Below are 17,943 nucleotides of genomic sequence, written 5' to 3'. Positions count from 1 at the left end.
TGTCACTGCCCGCCTCGTTCGAAATCTGAGACGCCACTAACACGGAGGCGTCGGAGCCGAAAGTTTGCGACAAAGCCGTTTTGGTTGGCCACAGCTTCGGAGGCGCGTCCGTTACCGGCGACGCTGACAGGATGAGGGACAAGATAGCAAAGCTAGTGTACCTTTATGGTGCGATCCTCGAATCCGGTGAAACCTGGATGGGACTTTTGGACTCGGCACTTGCCAAGGCGCGATCAGACCTGGCGCAATCCAACAGCGGCGGCCTGACCCTGCCACCGGTGAAACCAGACGCCATGGGCGTGACCAAAGATGAAGATGTTGCCTTCATCAAAGACCGCCTCACCCCGCATCCGTTTGCAAGCTCTGAAACGCAGCCTTCCCGTTCATAACTGGTTGCTCACCTGCCGGTGTCGTCGGCGGTCTAAGCAGCAAGTCGGCTGGGCAATCCATGCTGGTGATGAAATCATTGCGCCCTGCTGGACTGCAGTCGGGCAGGGCGCTGTAGCAGAAAATGAAACGTCAAGTGTCACCGTGCCTTTAATTGCTGGACTGTATAATTAATAGTCGGACTGTGCCCTTAGTTCGCGGACGATGTGTTCAGTGGATAAGCTTCGTTGCGTACAGGCATGAATAGGGCAGGCGACCCCATATTGCTTTCGCTTCGGGAACGGGTAATCACTTCGCTGCGACCCGTGGATATCCGGGAATTAAGGGCACAAAATTGGGTCAAATGTCCCAGTATCTAAGTGTCCCGGTATCTATCTGCGTCCAGTAATTAAGAGCACAGTGACACCGATCCAGCCTGTATAGACGCGGTCCCGGTGCCGCAGCGCGCCCACGACCATTGCCTCGCGGCTGGGAAAATACTTGTAGAGGGTTCTCAGCGAGACATCCGCGCCCGCGCGAAGAGCCTCGACGCCGGGTCCGGCAAAGCCCATTTCCTAGAACTGACCATGCAGACGGGCGGCAATCTGGTTTTTCATGTCAATCATGAAAAGGTGGTAGAGTGATCGCTCTTCATTGGGTTTCACTAAAACCGACGTGTTTCAAGGCGGCGGCGACATGACGCCGGGCCGGCGATCAAAGAAATCGTCTGGAATTAATCGAGCACTGAAATTCCGCTGAAGTCTCCGAAGAGTATGTAAAAATGCTCTAAGTCACAAACAAGACTGGAATATTCAGGTGGTCTCCGCCAGCCATTGATACACAAGATTGGCGCGATCAGAGGTAGTGTTGTGGAGCGCGACGTAAAAGTCCAGCGGTGAGGAGATCGCCTGCGGCAGCAGGCTGACCAGCTTCCCGCATGCGACAAGTTCCGAGGTCAGTCCTTCCCATCCCAGCACGGCCCCCATGTCGTCCTGTGCGGCCTGAAGGGCAATGGTGTAATTGTTGACGCGATGCGCTGAATTCAAAGGCCCGTCATAGCCCAACTGGTTGGTCCACTCGCGCCAATCTGTCCACTCCGTTCCCGGCGCATCAAGATGAATCAAAGGGATAAGCGCCAGGTCCTGGATGCCAGTAATGCGGTTCTGTTCCAGAAACCGAGGGCTGCCAAGGGCCATGATGCGGTCGCGAAACAGAACACGGTGGTTCGCCTTCTCAAGCGAGGCGTCCCCATAGAAAATGCTGAGATCGCATTTCGATGTGTCAAACCCCAAATCCGTGACGACCTGCGTCACCGATATGTGTCCGTAGCTTTTCCAGAATTGCGCCAGTCGGGGCGTCAACCAAAGCGAACTGACGGCCGTGCTGGACCGAATTGTCACTCCGGATCTGTCATATTGCGACCGCAGCTGCAGCAAGGCTTCGCTGATACCTTCGAACCCTCGCTGCAGGGCGACCAGCAGGTAGGCCCCGCTTTCGGTCAGTTCAACCCCACGATGGTGACGACGAAATAACGAGCAGTTCAGCTCCTGCTCCAGTGATTTCACTTGGTGACTGATTGCCGCAGGGGTCACGTTCAGCTCTGTCGCGGCATTTTTGAAACTGACATGGCGCGCCGCGGCCTCGAAGCTGACCAACGAACCAAACGGGGGAAGTTCATATGGGCCTTTGGGCAAAGTTACCTGACCTGTAGTGGCTAATTTTCGGTATTTTATTTATGACGGTGTCATTCTTGAGTTAGTTAAGTTAACTCAATGTGAATTTTTTTGCAATTGCCTACTGGTCCGCTGACCGCAATGCTGGCCCTCAGCATTCGGGGAGATGCCTATCTCAGGCAGCAGGGGGGTACATGGTGACGTGCCTGCCTGCATTCCCGGACGAACCCGGCTTCGGAGACGTGTCAGAAGGTCCGGGTTTCTGCCGGTATTCGGCGCAAGTTAGGGAGTCGATTAAATGAAGTCGCATGCAAAAGTTGTGGTTGTCGGTGGCGGGTGCGTTGGGGCATCGATCCTTTATGGCCTGACCGAACATGGGTGTTCGGACGCGGTCATGCTGGAGCGTACGACGCTGACCTCGGGATCGACCTGGCACGCAGCGGGTCTGCTAGTGACCTTTGTGCGGTCGCACAATGTGTCGAAAATGACGATGGAAACCATCCGCATCTATTCTGAGGTTGAGGAAAAGATGGGGGCCTCGGTCGGGCTGCGTAAAGTGGGTCAGTTGCGCGTCGCCAATACTGAGAAGCGCTGGGATGAGTTTCAGTCCTACATTTCGATTGCCGAAGCCGCAGGCGTGCCCTGCAAGCTGGTAAGGCCGGAAGAGATCGCCGAGATTCATCCGTTGCTAAACCAAAGCTCCGACATTCGCGGCGGCATCCTGCATACCGAAGACGGCTATGTGAACCCGGCTGATATCACCATGGCGCTGGCCAAGCTGGCGCGGGATGCAGGCGCGAAGGTCTATCAGAATACCGAAGCGCAATCTTACGAAAAGCTGGACAATGGCCACTGGAACGTGACCACCAATCAGGGCGAGATCACCTGTGACCATCTAATCTTTGCCACTGGCAACTATGCCCGCGAGAACGCGCGCCGGGTGGGGTTGGATTTGCCCTGTATCCCGATCGTGCACCAATACTGGACCACCGAAACTGTGCCGCTGTTGAAAGAGCGTCGCGCGCAAGGCCTGAAAGAATTCCCGATCCTGCGCGACGAGGATTACGGTGCCTATCTGCGCGAGGACGTGGGCGGCATCCAGTTCGGCCCCTATGAGTTCACCAAGGACCTCAAACTGTTTGCCGAAGACCGCGTGCCGCCCGAATTTGGCGCCGACCTGCTGCCCGAAGATTTCGACGCCGTGGAAACCCAGTGGGAGCGCGCCATCGAACGTGTCCCGACGCTGGGCGAAGTCGGCATCAAGGCCAACACCCGCGGCCCGTTCCAGATGACCCCGGACGAGCTGCCTCTGGCCGGTCCCGCGCCAGGGCATGAGAACCTGTGGCTGGCCGAAGGGATGCCGGGTGGCATCCTGTGGGGCGGCACCGTGGGCAACCGTCTGGCCAAGTGGATCGTCAATGGCGATCCGGGCATGGACATGTCGGAACTCGATCCACGCCGCTTCTCGGACTATGCGTCCAAGCGCTGGACCATGGACAAGGTGCGCGAAACCTGGGGTACCCATATGAACGCGCATGTTCCGGGTGAAGACTTCCCCGAGGCACGCCCGATGAAAACCATGGGCTCTTACGATCTGCTGACAGCACAAGGCGCGGTCTGGACCAGCTTCAACGGCTACGAGTTCCCCCGCTGGTTCGCCAAGTCGCCGGAAGAGGCCATTCCCGAGCACGGCTTCCGCCGCACCGACCACATGGAACTGGTTCAGGAAGAGGTACGCCGTACCCGGGAAGAGGCTGGTTTTATCGAGATGTCGCCAATGACCAAGTTCACGGTGCGCGGACCGGGTGCTGCCAAATGGCTGGACGGTCTGATGGCCAACAAACTACCCAAGGTGGGCCGTATGACCCTGTCGCTGATGTTGAACGACAATGGCGGCATGGATGCGGAATACACCATCGTGCGCTATGCCGAAGATGACTTCTATCTGATCTCGACCCCGAACTGGCGCGCCTATAACTGGGATCAGATGCAGCTCCTGCTGCCCAAGGACGGCTCTGTCATCATGGAGGATATCTCGGAGCAACTGGGCGTGATCGCGCTGGCCGGTCCGGACTCGCGCGAAATCCTGTCGAAGCTGACGGACAACGATCTGTCGAACGGGGCCTTCCCGTGGCTTTCCGCGCAGATGGGTGAAGTGGGCTATGCCAAAGGTGTGCACCTGCTGCGCGTGTCCTATACCGGTGAGCTTGGCTGGGAACTGCACCACCCGGTTGGCTACAACCGCCATATCGTGGATCAGTTGCTGAAAGCAGGCGTTAAACCGTTCGGGCTTGAGGCACTTGAATCCATGCGACTTGAGAAGTCCTATCGCGCCATCAATCGCGAGATTTGCAAGGACCTAACCCCGTACGAGGCCGATCTGGGCCGTTTTGTGGCCATGACTGAAAAAGTCGGCGGGCAGGTCTGCGAACGTGACTTCATCGGCAAGGCGGCGCTTCTGGCTCAGAAAGAGGCGGGCGGGTATAATGTTCTGGTCACGCTGAAACTGCCATTCTGCGATACCTCGGTCATGTTCGATGAGGGCGTTTATGCCGATGGCAAACTGATCGGTCGCGTCACTTCGGGCGGGTTTTCGTATTACTGCAACCACGACATCGCGATGGCGCTGGTGCCGCAGGACATGACCGCACCAGGCACAAAGATACAGGTGATGGTGCACAACGAAATGCGTGACGCCGAGGTGATCGATGTCTGCGCCGTTGACCCAACCAGCGCCCGCGCGCGCGCCTGATCCGGAGGGGTTGTAATGACACAAGCAAGAGCACGTTCTGGCCGGGGTGGCCGCGCAGCGCGGGTGCAGGCCCGCACCAATCCGCCACCGGTTTACCTGCCGACGCTGAACCGCAAAGTCGGGCCGATTGATCTGCTTGGCCCCGAAGGGGTCGAGAAGATCCACAATGCGGCAATGACGATCCTTGAGACCACCGGTATCGAATTCCGTGACCCTGTGGCCTTGGCCGACTGGAAGAATTACGGCGCGGATGTTCAGGGAGAGAGGGTCCGTATCGGTCGGGACATGTTGATGGACCTGATCTCGGCGGTTCCGTCGGAATGGGGCTATGCGGCGCGCAATCCGGACCGTTCGTTGCGGGTCGGCAACCGGAACTCGGTGTTTGCGAACGCCTACGGTGCCCCGTTTGTCTATGGGCTGGATGGCGTGCGCCGCCCGTCGATGCTGGAAGATGCTCACAACTTCTTCAAGCTCAGCCAGATGAGCCAGTCGATGATGGTTCCGGGCGTCCTGCCGGTCGAACCGCAGGACGTGCCCGTGCCACAGCGCCATCTTGAGCTTGTCCATGCGGCGCTGACGCTGACGGACAAACCGATCAAGGGATCGGTGCTGTCGGAACAGGCTGCGCGCGACTCGGTTGAGATGACCCGCATCGTGTTCGGCGACGAATTCGTGGACAACAACGTGGTGATGGCCGCGCTGCTGAACTGCAACACGCCGCTGGTGTGGGACGAAACCATGCTGGAAAGCCTGCGGGTTTACGCCAATGCCAACCAGCCCTGCCTGCTGTCGCCCTTCGTTCTGGCAGGCGCGTCAACGCCCGCCAGCCCCCAGGGCGGCGTGGCGCTGCTGATTGCCGAGTCACTGGCGGGCATGGCCTATAGCCAGATCATCCGGCGCGGCGCGCCGATGGTTCTGGGCGTGGCGATTATGGGTGTGTCGATGAAGACTGGTGCGCCGATGATGGGCTCGCCCGAGCCGGGACTGATGAACCTGTTGGTGGGTCAGCTGGCGCGCTTCTATGGCGTGCCATGGCGGACCTGCACGATGTGGACCGGGGCGAAATCCCCGGACATGCAGGCGGCGTTCGATACGGCCAACACCATGTGGCCAGTGCTGCTGGGCGGGGCCAACTACATCGTGCATTCGGCAGGTTTTCTGGAAGGCGCGCTTGGGGTCAGCTACTCGAAATGGGTGCAGGACACCCGGCAGCTTGAGAACTTCCACCGGTTCTTCAGCGGGCTTGAGGATGAAAACCTGGACGCAATTCTGGGTGACATTGCCGAGATCGGTCCCGGTGGTCACTTCTTGGGTACGGACCATACCCGGGAAAACCCGATGCACATGAACCCACTGCAGAACAATGACAGTTTCGAACAGTGGGAAGCGGAAGGGTCGAAGACCGCCGAAACCGTAGGCAATGAAGAGGCGCAGCGCATTCTGGACAATTACGTCAAGCCGCCGATGCCGGATGATCAGCGCGGGGCACTTGACGAATTTGTTGCCAAGAAGAAGCTGGAATATCAGAACTCGTAACTGAAAACACGGGCGCGCGAGCGCCCGCCAGCCAGACACAAGGACAGGAAGAGGCTTATGACCGACGCCCCGACGAAAACGCTCTCACTCGAAGAGGTGAAGGCATTGGCCAAATCTGTCCTTGTGTCCGCTGGCATGGACGAGCGCGGAAGTGAAATTCTGGCAGATCTGGTAATGCGGTCCGAACGTGATGGCCCGCGCAGCCATGGTCTGCGGATGCTGCCCGTCTATGCACAAAGCTTTGAATCGAACTATGCGAACCCTACTGCCAATCCCACCGTTAAACGCATTGCGCCGGGCGTTTTGCGCGGTGATGGAGACAATGGCTACTACCAGATCGTCGGGGTGGAGGCGCGGGATGAGCTGATTGGGATGGCCCGGGAAAACGGTATCGCGTCCTTCACCTGCGCCAATTGCCACCATCTGGGCGCGCTGCGGTTTGACACGGAGCCACTGGCGCAGGCGGGGCTGGTCTCGCTGGGCGTTGTGAATTCGTTGTCGATGGTCGTGCCCCAAGGGGGGCTGCGCCCCGTCTTCGGCACCAATCCGATGTCCTTTGCCTGCCCGCGCGAAGGGGCCGAGCCGGTGGTCTGGGATCAGGCCTCATCCGTTGCCGCGCTGATGGACGTGCGCATGGCCGCCGCCGAAGGGCATGACCTGCCGCGGCCCAGCGGGCTGGATACGTCGGGTCAGCCGACAACCGATCCGAACGCCATTCTGGAAACCCGCAGCCTGCTGCCCTTTGGCGAACACAAAGGTGCCGCCATTGCCTTCCTGATCGAGGTGCTGGGTGCCGCGCTGGCCGGGGGTACCCTGTCGGCCGACAATCAGGAGCGCGAGTCCTTTGGGGCCCTCAACATCAAAGGTGGTGCGACCTTGATTGCGATCGACCCGAGCCGGTTTGGCAATCCCGCGTTCAACGTCTACGTCACCCGCATCTGCGCCGAAATTGATGGCAATGGGACCGCGCGGGTGCCCGGTGACGGGCGTTTGAAAAACCGTGCCACAGCAGAAACGAACGGTGTCGTCGTTGCCTCGGACCTGCTCGCGCAGTTGCAGTCCTTGTAGGAAAGGTCGGAAGACATGCCTGAAATGGCGTTAATCGGCGGCGGTGTCGTGGGTATCTCCTGCGCGCTGGCTTTGCAGGCCGAGGGGCACCAGGTCACCGTTATCGATCCGGGCCCGGTAGGTGAGGGCGCCAGCTGGGCCTCGTGCGGCTGTATCGCAGTGGGGGAAATCGTACCGCTTTCACAACCCGGAATGTTGCTGAAAGTGCCCGGTCTGTTGATGAACCCCAAGGCACCTCTGACACTGCGCCCGGGCTCCGCATTGCGTTTGGCACCGTGGTTTGCCCGGTTTGTCGCCAACGCGCGCCCGGACAAAATGCGTTCAATCGCGGCAGATCTGGCTCGTCTGACCTTTTCGGCAACGGAAGATTTCAAGGCGCAGCTTGCCGATATCGGGCAACCCGGGCTGTTGGTCGAACGCCCCGTCATCAAGTTGTTCGACGGCGAAGAGGATCGCGCCGTCATGTCCGCAGCCTTTGATCTGGCCCGCGAGCTTGGATGCTCCATCGAAGAAATCAGCGGCGGCGAAGCGCATGAAATGGACCCAGCTCTTGCGCCGGATTTCAAATTCGCAGCCTTGCTGAGAGATTGGAGCTTCGTAACCGATCCCAAGCGGCTGGTCGAAGTGCTGCATGGAGCCTTTCTCGGCCGTGGCGGCTCGGTCGTCAGTGGCAGCGCCGTCAGCTTCGACAGGGAGGGTCGTTATGTAAAGACGGTGACGCTGAATGACGGGCGCGTCATAGCCGCCGATGAATTTGTCATCGCCGCAGGCACGCGCTCTCGGGACCTTGCGGCAAAGCTGGATATTACGCTGCGGATTGAGGGTGTCATCGGATACTCGACCGCTTTGAGGAACAGCGGCGTCGATCTGTCCCACACTGTTTTTTACGCCACGGGCGGCTTTGGCATTACGCCTTATGATGGCGTCCTTGCCGTCGCGGGTACAATCGAGTTCGCCGGTGCCGAGGCAAAGCCTAACTGGAGCCGCGCGGACATATTGGTGGAAAAAGCCCACCGTGTTCTGCCCGGCCTGCGGACGGGCGAGGCGGAACGGCGCTTTGGTCGCCGCCCGCTCACGCCCGATACCCGTCCTATCATAGGTCGAAGCGGAAGGCTGGCGAATGTCACCTTCGCCACGGGCCACGGGCAATTGGGTCTGACACTGGGCGCAACTACCGCGCGTCTGGTGGCGGACGAAATTGCTGGCCGACCGCCCCGCACAGACATTCAGGCCTTCAGGCCGGATCGCTTTGGGTGGGGTCCGGTCGGGAGGTTTGAGCAGCCTCATCTGACTGGTCCAATTTGATTGTTAGTGTGTGATTGGCCTCAGTTCCATCGGGATGATGGTTTCGGGCGCTGATGGGCGATATGGTTGGGAGGACAAGGATTCAGTCACCGGCACCGAGTTCATGGTCTCGGCCGCCAACCCGATTGCCGCCAAGACGGGCTATGACGTGCTGGCCGCAGGTGGTACCGCGGCAGATGCGATGATCGCCGTGCAACTGATGCTGAACCTGGTCGAGCCGCAATCGTCGGGCATCGGCGGCGGTGCGTTTCTGTTATATTGCGATGCGGAATCCGAGACGCTAACCACGTTTGACGCACGCGAAAAAGCGCCCGCCAAAGCCACGCCCGAGCGTTTCCTGAACGCCGAAGGCGAGAAGATTCCGTTTGCCGAGGCGATCTCGGGTGGGCAGGCTGTGGGCGTGCCCGGCATCCTGCGCCTGATGGAAGTGACCCATAACCTGTACGGCAAGAAAGACTGGGCCTCGCTGTTCCAGTCGACCATCGAACAGGCAGAGAACGGATTCGAAGTGTCGCCGCGTATGGCAAACTCGATCCAGTCGACCATCGACCGCTATCTGGACGTCTTCTCTGGTGCCAAGGAATATTTCTTTAACGAAGACGGAAGCCCACTGACTGAGGGCACACTGCTGAAGAACCCGGATTTCGCGGAGACCCTGCGTATTCTAGCCGATCAGGGCGCGAACGCCTTCTACCACGGCCCGATTGCCGAGGATATCGTGGCCGCGGTGGATTCGACCTCTAAGGTGGAAAACAACATCACGCTGGAAGACATGGCTGCCTATCGGGTCAAGATCCGCCCCGCGGCCTGCGCCGACTATCGCGGCTATGACGTCAGCGGCATGGGCCCGCCGACCTCGGGTGGTCTGACCGTGGGTCAGATTCTGGGTATCCTGAACAACTTTGACCTAAAGGGCACCGGCTGGAACGCCGAACTGGCGCACCTCTATGCCGAAGCCGCCAAGCTGGCCTATGCCGACCGCGCGCTTTACATGGCCGACAGCGATTTCGTTGACGTGCCGGTCAAGGGCCTGCTGGACAAGGAATACCTGAAACTGCGCTCGGAAATGATCGACCCTGCGGCAGCCAGTGAAAAGCGCAAAGCGGGTGAGCCGCCGCGCGATCACACCGCGCTGTCGATGACCACGACCATCGAGACCTTCTTTGGCAGCCGCGTCTTCGTGCGGGGCTTCCTGCTGAACAACGAGTTGACCGACTTTGACCGCGCCCCCAAGGATGGCGATCGTTTGGTGGCCAACCGGGTCAAAGGCGGCAAGCGTCCGCGTAGCTCGATGTCGCCGACCATCGTGATGAAGGATGGCGAGCCCTATCTGTTGATCGGTTCGCCTGGTGGCAGTCGCATCATCAACTATGCGGCCAAGACCATCATCGCGATTCTCGACTGGGACATGGACCCGCAGGATGCCACCGAAACCGGTCACTTCGTGCACCGCAATGGATCCAGCATGGACGTAGAGCAGGAAACTGCTGCGGCAGACTTTGCCGAGGCGCTGACCGCCAAGGGACATGAGATCAAAGTCGTCGACTTGAACTCGGGCCTGCATGCGATCCTGATCAAGGATGGTCAACTGATAAGTGCCGCCGATCCCCGCCGTGAAGGTGTGGCGCTGGGGCAGTAACCCTGCGGGATCAGATCGTGGCGGTTCGGATGAGCCGCCGCTTTCATCTCGGCAAAATTTACAGCACTATGCGTCATGGTGTTGCAATATTCGCCTAATTGATCCACAGTATGACGCATAGTGCGGGATTATCCCCGCGTGTCTCACCGGGCAACCTCCGCCCTATTCGGAGATTTCGGATATGAAAAAGAAGCCTGCCACTTTGCCCCGCGGATACCGCACCTGCACCGCATCGCTTGCCGTGGCTGACGTTGATGCCGCGCTGACTTTCTATGAAAGCGCCTTTGATGCGAAGATTCAGGCCTATGACGCGGATGAGGCCCCCGGCTTTGCCTCGATCAAGATCGGCAATTCAATGCTGTTTGTCACAGTCGGTTGGGGCGCACATTTCCCGACCGTTCCTGGCACCGTCATCCCGGTTGGCCATCACATGTATGTCGAAGACGTAGACAGAGTGCTTGCCAACGCTTTGGAAAACGGCGCCAACTTGATTTCGGACGCAATCAACACCTATTGGGGCGAGCGTTGCGCTACGGTTACCGATCCGTTCGGTCATATCTGGACACTGGCGACGCGTATCGAGAACCTCAAATCCGAGGATATCAGCGAGCGTCGCAAGGAACTGTTCCGGGCATTGCAGGCCGATGATTCTGTGGATGCCAAGCTTGATGAAGCTGATCCGCAGACCGAGGCCGCGTGATCTTGGCCGTGGTTGAACAATTATCCGATCGTGAGTAACCGGAGCGGGTGTTTTCCACTACGAGAAAAGTCGATCCATGAGTGACGCTCCCTTTCCGACCTTCACGATCCGACAAAACGATCTGGCTATCTTGGCTGCAGAAAACCGTCTGGGAGATTATCCGGTAGCTGTCCGAGCGGTACGCGAGGTGGTTAGTGGTGGTTTCGCAAATCATTCGGCGCACCCCAACACCTGGACGGTCTATTTTCTGGTCGATGGCCAATGGGCACTGGTTGAATCTACGCGCGGGTTGCGGCGGGAATGGACCAGTCTCGATCGGCTGGAAAAGTGGCTGCGCAGCTGCGGATTCCGATTTTTCTGGGTCCGCAATGACATCGATTTTGTGGAATCGCCTGGTGAGGACACGGGTGAAGAAGAAACAGGCTGAGCGAAGAGGTTTCGACTAGCCTCGCAGACAGCAGGCTTGCGCCAACGCGCGGTTTTATGTTCCGATGAAGAATGCCGGATCACAACGGCGATCGCAATCGGTAAGAAAAAAAGAGAAGAAAGCTAAATGACACCTTTTGCGATCACCGGAATTCAGATGCACGTGGGCGCGCTGCACTCGAATGTCGACGCGATGTTGCACCGGATCGATGTGATGATGGCACGATTCCCCTGGACCCAAATGGCCCTGTTCAGCGAGCTGGCCCCCTATGGGCCGCTTGACCGTTTTGCACAGCCCTTTCCAAATGACGACCTGTCGCGTTTTCAGGATGCGGCGCGGCGTTATGGGATCTGGCTGATCCCCGGCTCGATGTTCGAAAAGCACGAAGACGGGCGGATCTTCAACACTTCGGTGGTGATTAACCCCGAAGGTGAGATCATCTCAAAATATTCCAAAATGTTCCCGTTCAAACCCTATGAACAGAACATCGCCTCTGGCACCGAGTTCTGCATCTTTGATGTGCCGGATGTAGGCCGGTTTGGCCTGTCGATCTGCTATGACATCTGGTTCCCTGAAACCACCCGCCACCTGACCAGCCAAGGAGTTGAGGTTCTGTTGCACCCGGTTCTGACCGGCACCACCGACCGCGAGGCCGAACTGTCGATTGCCAAAGCCACTGCTGCTCAGTTCCAGTGCTACGTGTTCGATGTGAACGGTCTGGCTGCGGGCGGCGTTGGCCGTTCGCTAGTGGTTGACCCATCTGCCACTGTGCTGCACCAGTCGGCTGGGCAGGAAGATATCTTCCCGATCGAGATCGATCTGGATCAGGTCCGTCGTCAGCGCGAAGTCGGATTGAAAGGTCTGGGCCAGGTGCTCAAGAGTTTCAGGGATCGCGAGGCGGACTTCCCGGTTTATGACCGCAACAGCGGGGCTGATGCCTATCTGCATACTCTGGGCCCGCTCCGCATTCCGCAGAAAGGTGATGTCGCAGGGGTTGCAGCCTCCGACCCCAGAACGGCGCTGGGATATAGTGAAGACATCGCGACCGAAACCGACAATCTTTATCCCTACGAAGGGCGTTCAGGCACAGACTGATATCGAGGCGGCTTTTCGGTATCGGCAGAAAGGACATGGATTTCATGCACGGCATTTCCGATAGCGAAAAGCTCCACACTATCTCGGATTACTACAGCGCCTCACAACTGAGGGCCGATAGATGGAGCGCGCTGCGGGAGACGGCTGAATCCCTGGACCAGGGTGGCAACGACAAGGACCGGGACCGCGCGCGAAAGTTGCTTCTGGCGCTGGCTCCGATTGAGATGTATTTTGCATTCCCAGGTGGTTCAGCCTTCGATTATTTGCGCCGCTTGCTGGATCATGGAAATTTCGCCGATTTCTCGACCGCTGTGCGTCGAGTATCGCGGGCGCTTACCTCAGGTGCCTATCGTCGCCGCTCAATCCCGCTGATCGCGGATGAGACTGAAGTCGATGAGTTCGAGGATGAATCGACCCAGAGCCATGAGGCCCGCGCGCTGGGCCGGCCATATTTCGAAGTAATGATTGTCGACAAAGTCAACGAGCATCAAGAGCGGTTCTTGCAATCCAGCTTGCAACGGATGCGCCGAAGTGAAGACCCGTTTATCTATGAAACTGTGATCGTCCCCAGTGTCGAGGACGCACTGATCGGGGTTCTGTTCAACCAGAATGTGCAAGCGGTCATCGTCCGCCCTGGTTTGAGTTTGAAGTCCAAGAACGAAACCAACGTATTGGGTCGCTATATCAGCCTTTATGGCGAGGGTGCCGATCTTGAAAAATTGACGCCTTCCGAATACGGGCCTGAGACTTGCCGCAGGATCGGTATGCTGCGCCCTGAATTGGATGCGTACCTAATCACAGACCGCTCAGCCGAGGATATTGCGGGTCTCGATCTGGGTCTGTGCAGGCGTGTGTTTTACAATCAGGAAGACTTTCTGGAACTGCACCTGAACATCCTGCGCGGCGTGCAGCGGCGCTATAAAACGCCATTCTTTACGGCGCTGAAGGAATATTCGAAGCAGCCCACTGGCGTTTTCCACGCCATGCCGATCAGTCGCGGCAAGTCCATCAGCCGCAGCCACTGGATTCAGGACATGGGGGCGTTCTACGGCTCGAATATCTTCATGGCCGAAACCTCGGCTACTTCGGGCGGTCTGGATTCACTGTTGGAGCCCAAAGGCCCTATCAAAGAAGCTCAGGAGGCCGCCTCTCGGGCATTTGGATCCAAGCAGACTTTCTTTGCCACCAATGGCACCTCGACCTGCAACAAGATCGTGGTTCAGGCATTGGTACGGCCGGGCGATATTGTTTTAGTCGACCGCGACTGCCACAAATCTCACCATTACGGCATGGTTCTGGCGGGGGCGAGCGTTGTCTACATGGATAGCTATCCGCTGCACGATTATTCGATGTACGGCGCGGTTCCGATCCGAGAGATCAAACACAAGCTGTTGGCCTTGCGCGCTGCTGGAAAGCTTGACCGCGTGCGGATGGTGCTGCTGACCAACTGTACATTCGATGGCATCGTCTACAACGTTCAACGGGTGATGCAGGAATGTCTCGCGATCAAGAAAGACTTGGTTTTCCTGTGGGATGAGGCGTGGTTCGCCTATGCAAGATTTGCGCCCAATTCCCGTGTGCGCACTGCAATGCGGTCGGCCAATATTCTGCGCGAACAATTCCGTACGGCGGAACATGCCGAGGCTTACGAAGCCCAACAGACTGCTCTCGAAGGCGCGGATGACGAGGTCTTGCTTGACACCCGTCTGATCGCGCCACCTGATGCGCGGGTCCGGGTCTATGCAACTCAATCAACCCACAAGACACTGACCTCCTTGCGGCAGGGGTCGATGATCCACGTCAATGATCAGCAGTTCAAGGGTGCAGTCGAAGAGGCGTTTCACGAGGCCTATATGACTCATACCTCGACCTCACCCAATTATCAGATCATCGCTTCGTTGGATGTAGGCCGCCGTCAGGTCGAGATCGAGGGTTATGAGTTCGTCCAGCGGCAGGTCGAAAGCGCGATGGCGATCCGCCGAGCGGTGTCGACCCATCCGCTTCTAAAAAAATACTTCAGGCTGGTCACGGCGGGCGACATGATCCCCGAGCAATATCGCGAAAGCGGCATGACCAGCTATTTCGATCCCGATCAGGGTTGGGCCGATGTCTGGGATTGTTGGGCCAAGGACGAGTTTGTTTTGGATGCCACCCGGATCACCCTGCATGTCGGCGCGACCGGCTGGGATGGCGACACGTTCAAGACCAAGATTCTGATGGACAAATACGGTATCCAGATCAACAAGACTTCGCGCAATACGGTGTTGTTCATGACCAATATCGGCACCACGCGCAGCTCAGTCGCTTATTTGATCGAGGTGCTGGTCGAGATCGCCAAGGAACTGGACGATCTGATGGACGATGCGTCGAAGATGGAAAAACGGGCCTTTGACAAGCGCGTCAGCAATCTGAGCGAACACGTCCCGCCGCTGCCTGATTTCAGTCGATTCCACGATGCGTTCCGCTGTGAAGCAGGTACCGAGGCGGGAGACATCCGCACGGCGTTCTTCTTGTCCTACGACGAAGATAATTGCGACTACGTTGAACCCGACAAAGAGATGTTGGAACGGCTGGAAGCCGGGGAAGAGATGGTTTCGGCCACCTTCGTGATTCCATATCCACCGGGCTTTCCCATTCTGGTCCCGGGGCAGGTGATCAGCCCCGAAATTCTCAAATTCATGCAGGAACTGGACGTGTCGGAGATCCACGGATTCCGCGCCGATCTGGGCCTGCGAATTTTTACCGAAGACGCTTTGAAATCGATCAAGAAAACATAAAGGACTGGGAGGACCACATGCCAAAGAAGGTGCTAAAGAACATCTCGGAAATCCGCCGCTATTTCCACACCAACAAGGACCCGATCTATTTCGTATCGGCGACTAATTTCAACCTGTTGGGGCTGGATGAATGGGTGATGAATTTCACCTATATTTGCTACATGGATTGCTTCGACGGGCGGCATCCGAACGTTTTTGTCCCTTCCGAAATGCCGCATGATGAGTTCCAGTCGATCGAAGACATCAACAACTATCTGCTGCAACACAAAGAGGTCATCGATCTGATCAAGCGGCGCGGTGGCAAGCCCAAGTTCGTTTTCCTGATGTTCGATGAGACCACCGAGAAGTTGGTCAAAGAACTGGGCGGTCAGCTGTGGTTTCCCAAAGCCAAGCTGCGCTCCAAATGCGACAACAAGATCGAAACAGTCCGCATCGGTAACAAGGCGGACGTGCCGTCTGTGCCCAATACGCTGAGCGTGGTCAAAAGCTATGATCACCTGAAAAAAATCTGTGACAAGGCCGGGCTGGGGCACGATCTGGTGCTGCAATCCGCCTTTGGCGACAGCGGCCACACCACGTTCTTCATCAAATCCGAGGCCGAATTTAACAAGCACAAGGACGAAATCGTCGGCGAGGGCGAGATCAAGATCATGAAGCGGATCGACTGTCGCGGGGCAGCGATCGAGGCCTGTGCGACCTCGGAAGGCACCATTGTGGGCCCGCTGATGACCGAGCTTGTGGGCTTCAACGAACTCACCCCCTATCGCGGCGGCTGGTGCGGGAATGAAATCTTCTCGACCGCTTTCCCGCCCAAGGCCCGCGAACAGGCGCGGCAGCTTACTTTCCAGTTCGGTGAGGAATTGCGCAAATCCGGCTATCGCGGGTATTTCGAACTCGACTTCCTGATCGACAAGAAAACCGACGAACTGTGGCTGGGTGAGTTGAACCCGCGCATCACCGGCGCCAGCTCGATGACCAATCACGCGGCCTTTGCCCATGCGGACGCGCCGCTGTTCCTGTTCCACCTGCTGGAGTTCTCGAAAAAGCCTTTCGAGCTGGATGTCGAGGAACTAAACGCCCGTTGGGCGGATCCGGACATGATCGACAGCTGGTCGCAGATGGTGATCAAACACACCGATGACAGTGTTGACCGCATCACGCAGGCCCCACAGTCGGGCATCTACAAGATGCTGGAAGATGGCCGCGTCGTGTTCGACCGCTTCGACTATCACCGCCGCGCGGTGGGTGAGAATGAAGCGTTCTTCCTGCGTATTTCGAATGTCGGCGACTACCGCTATGAAGGGGCCGATCTGGGCATTCTGGTGACGCGCGGGCGGTCGATGACCAAAGGCTTCAAACTGACAGACAAGTCTAAGAAGTGGATTCACGGGATCACTTCAGCTTATACGGCCGAACCTCTGCCCGCCGCGCAACCGATTGAAGACCCTGCGTTCAAAATTATGTAGAAAGCCCCATGGCGCTTGTTTTTCGCTCAATCGACGAGGAACAGCCCGGTCCCAAGCTGGCCGGGCTGTTTGCCGAATACTGGCCCGCCTACCGGAAATGGTGGGCTCAAGAGGGCTATTCGGCCCGCCCCACCTATCGCGAATGCCTGCGCGCCTTGCAAAAGCACATGCCCGAGATCATGCCGCTTTACGAAGAGGTCGTCGAACTGGTTGGCGGCAGAGACAGTCAGGCGCGGTTTCTCAGTTTCTACTGCCCGCCTAAATACCTGTCGGGCTGTAGCCAAGCGGTGTGGTGCGGCAAGACTCCCATATTGGTGCGCAACTATGACTATCATCCGAAAACCTTTGATGCGGCACTGCTGAAAAGCCGTTGGGGTGGGCGCGGTGTGATCGGGATGTGCGACGGTGTTCTGGGCTTGCTTGATGGGATCAACGATGCCGGTCTGACGGTTTCGCTCACCTTCGGTGGACGGCGCGAGGTAGGAGACGGGTTTGGCGTTCCACTGATCCTGCGCTATGTTCTTCAAACCTGCGAAACAACCGCTGAAGCGGTTGACTGCCTAAGTCGTATTCCCTGCCACATGAGCTATAACGTCACCGTTCTGGACGCAAAGTACAATCACAGCACGGTGTTTCTGGCCCCCGACCGGTATCCGCAAATCACTGACGTGCCGGTGGCGACCAATCATCAGGGCCATGTCGAATGGTCCACCCATGCGCGCTTTACGGCCACTGTGGAACGTGAACGGTTCCTGCTTAACCGTCTCAACCAGCACCCGGAAAGCGAGAAGCGGTTTATCGATGCATTCCTGCGCCCGCCGCTTTATTCAACCGCGTTCACGTCCGGGTTCGGTACGCTTTACACCGCTGTTTACCGACCAGACAAGAAGCAACTGCAACTGTTGTGGCCCGGCGCGTTATGGGACCTGTCGATGGATGCATTCACAGAAAGCACGCGCACTATTCTCATGCCAACAGACGAGCACTATGCTGAAATGTAATTTTTGCGGGTCAGTTAAGGAGGTGAAGACACTCCTGCTGGCCTCGGTGTGCCAACAAGGATTGACCTGCCCCCCGAGGCTCCCTCATTCATAACGAGAGTCTGCGGGTCTGGTCTTCATATTCGTCGTCGTTGGTTT

At 57.9% G+C, this 17,943-nt stretch carries 14 protein-coding genes; 12 read left to right on the top strand and 2 right to left on the bottom strand.

Annotation, left to right across the window (positions count from 1 at the left end; genetic code table 11):
* Window positions 1-131 precede the first annotated feature (131 nt).
* On the top strand, window positions 132-389 hold the full coding sequence (locus Q0816_RS25315; protein ID WP_298855935.1) for a hypothetical protein: 258 nt from the start codon (window positions 132-134) through the stop codon (window positions 387-389).
* A gap of 369 nt (window positions 390-758) precedes the next feature.
* On the opposite strand, the gene Q0816_RS26170 is transcribed toward Q0816_RS25315, so the two are convergent.
* Both Q0816_RS26170 and Q0816_RS25310 read right to left on the bottom strand, forming a co-directional pair.
* Window positions 759-938: a TetR family transcriptional regulator gene (locus Q0816_RS26170; protein WP_367180608.1), complete on the bottom strand. Its 180-nt coding sequence runs from the start codon at window positions 936-938 to the stop codon at window positions 759-761.
* Window positions 939-1,178: 240 nt separating this feature from the next.
* The gene (locus tag Q0816_RS25310) at window positions 1,179-2,060 is read right to left on the bottom strand and encodes a LysR family transcriptional regulator (RefSeq protein ID WP_298855933.1); all 882 of its coding nucleotides are present in this window, start codon (window positions 2,058-2,060) and stop codon (window positions 1,179-1,181) included.
* A gap of 277 nt (window positions 2,061-2,337) precedes the next feature.
* Between Q0816_RS25310 and Q0816_RS25305 the strand changes: the two genes are divergently transcribed.
* From Q0816_RS25305 to Q0816_RS25255, 11 genes are all read left to right on the top strand, one after another.
* The gene (locus Q0816_RS25305) at window positions 2,338-4,791 is read left to right on the top strand and encodes an FAD-dependent oxidoreductase (protein WP_298855932.1); all 2,454 of its coding nucleotides are present in this window, start codon (window positions 2,338-2,340) and stop codon (window positions 4,789-4,791) included.
* Window positions 4,792-4,806: 15 nt separating this feature from the next.
* Window positions 4,807-6,327 carry a trimethylamine methyltransferase family protein gene (locus tag Q0816_RS25300; RefSeq protein ID WP_298855930.1) on the top strand — a complete coding sequence of 507 codons (1,521 nt, stop codon included), beginning with the start codon at window positions 4,807-4,809 and terminating at the stop codon, window positions 6,325-6,327.
* Between the two features lie 57 nt (window positions 6,328-6,384).
* The gene (locus Q0816_RS25295) at window positions 6,385-7,395 is read left to right on the top strand and encodes an Ldh family oxidoreductase (protein WP_298855928.1); all 1,011 of its coding nucleotides are present in this window, start codon (window positions 6,385-6,387) and stop codon (window positions 7,393-7,395) included.
* 15 nt (window positions 7,396-7,410) lie between these two features.
* On the top strand, window positions 7,411-8,700 hold the full coding sequence (locus tag Q0816_RS25290) for an FAD-binding oxidoreductase (RefSeq protein WP_298855926.1): 1,290 nt from the start codon (window positions 7,411-7,413) through the stop codon (window positions 8,698-8,700).
* Window positions 8,701-8,710: 10 nt separating this feature from the next.
* Window positions 8,711-10,339 (top strand): gamma-glutamyltransferase, encoded by a 1,629-nt coding sequence (gene ggt, locus Q0816_RS25285; protein WP_298855924.1) that lies wholly within the window; start codon window positions 8,711-8,713, stop codon window positions 10,337-10,339.
* 181 nt (window positions 10,340-10,520) lie between these two features.
* Window positions 10,521-11,039, top strand: coding sequence for a VOC family protein (locus tag Q0816_RS25280; RefSeq protein WP_298855923.1), 519 nt, complete (start codon window positions 10,521-10,523; stop codon window positions 11,037-11,039).
* Window positions 11,040-11,115: 76 nt separating this feature from the next.
* Window positions 11,116-11,466: a hypothetical protein gene (locus Q0816_RS25275; protein WP_298855921.1), complete on the top strand. Its 351-nt coding sequence runs from the start codon at window positions 11,116-11,118 to the stop codon at window positions 11,464-11,466.
* A 126-nt stretch (window positions 11,467-11,592) separates the two neighbouring features.
* On the top strand, window positions 11,593-12,561 hold the full coding sequence (locus Q0816_RS25270) for a carbon-nitrogen hydrolase family protein (protein WP_298855920.1): 969 nt from the start codon (window positions 11,593-11,595) through the stop codon (window positions 12,559-12,561).
* A gap of 44 nt (window positions 12,562-12,605) precedes the next feature.
* Window positions 12,606-15,338 carry a beta-eliminating lyase-related protein gene (locus Q0816_RS25265; protein WP_298855918.1) on the top strand — a complete coding sequence of 911 codons (2,733 nt, stop codon included), beginning with the start codon at window positions 12,606-12,608 and terminating at the stop codon, window positions 15,336-15,338.
* A 17-nt stretch (window positions 15,339-15,355) separates the two neighbouring features.
* Window positions 15,356-16,804 (top strand): biotin carboxylase, encoded by a 1,449-nt coding sequence (locus tag Q0816_RS25260; RefSeq protein WP_298855916.1) that lies wholly within the window; start codon window positions 15,356-15,358, stop codon window positions 16,802-16,804.
* A gap of 8 nt (window positions 16,805-16,812) precedes the next feature.
* Window positions 16,813-17,805: a C45 family peptidase gene (locus tag Q0816_RS25255; RefSeq protein ID WP_298855914.1), complete on the top strand. Its 993-nt coding sequence runs from the start codon at window positions 16,813-16,815 to the stop codon at window positions 17,803-17,805.
* The last annotated feature ends 138 nt before the right edge of the window (window positions 17,806-17,943 follow it).

Source organism: uncultured Ruegeria sp. (assembly GCF_947497005.1).
GTDB lineage: Bacteria > Pseudomonadota > Alphaproteobacteria > Rhodobacterales > Rhodobacteraceae > Ruegeria.
Note: the sequence above shows the minus strand (reverse complement) of the source record. Positions and strands in the feature narration are given on the sequence as shown.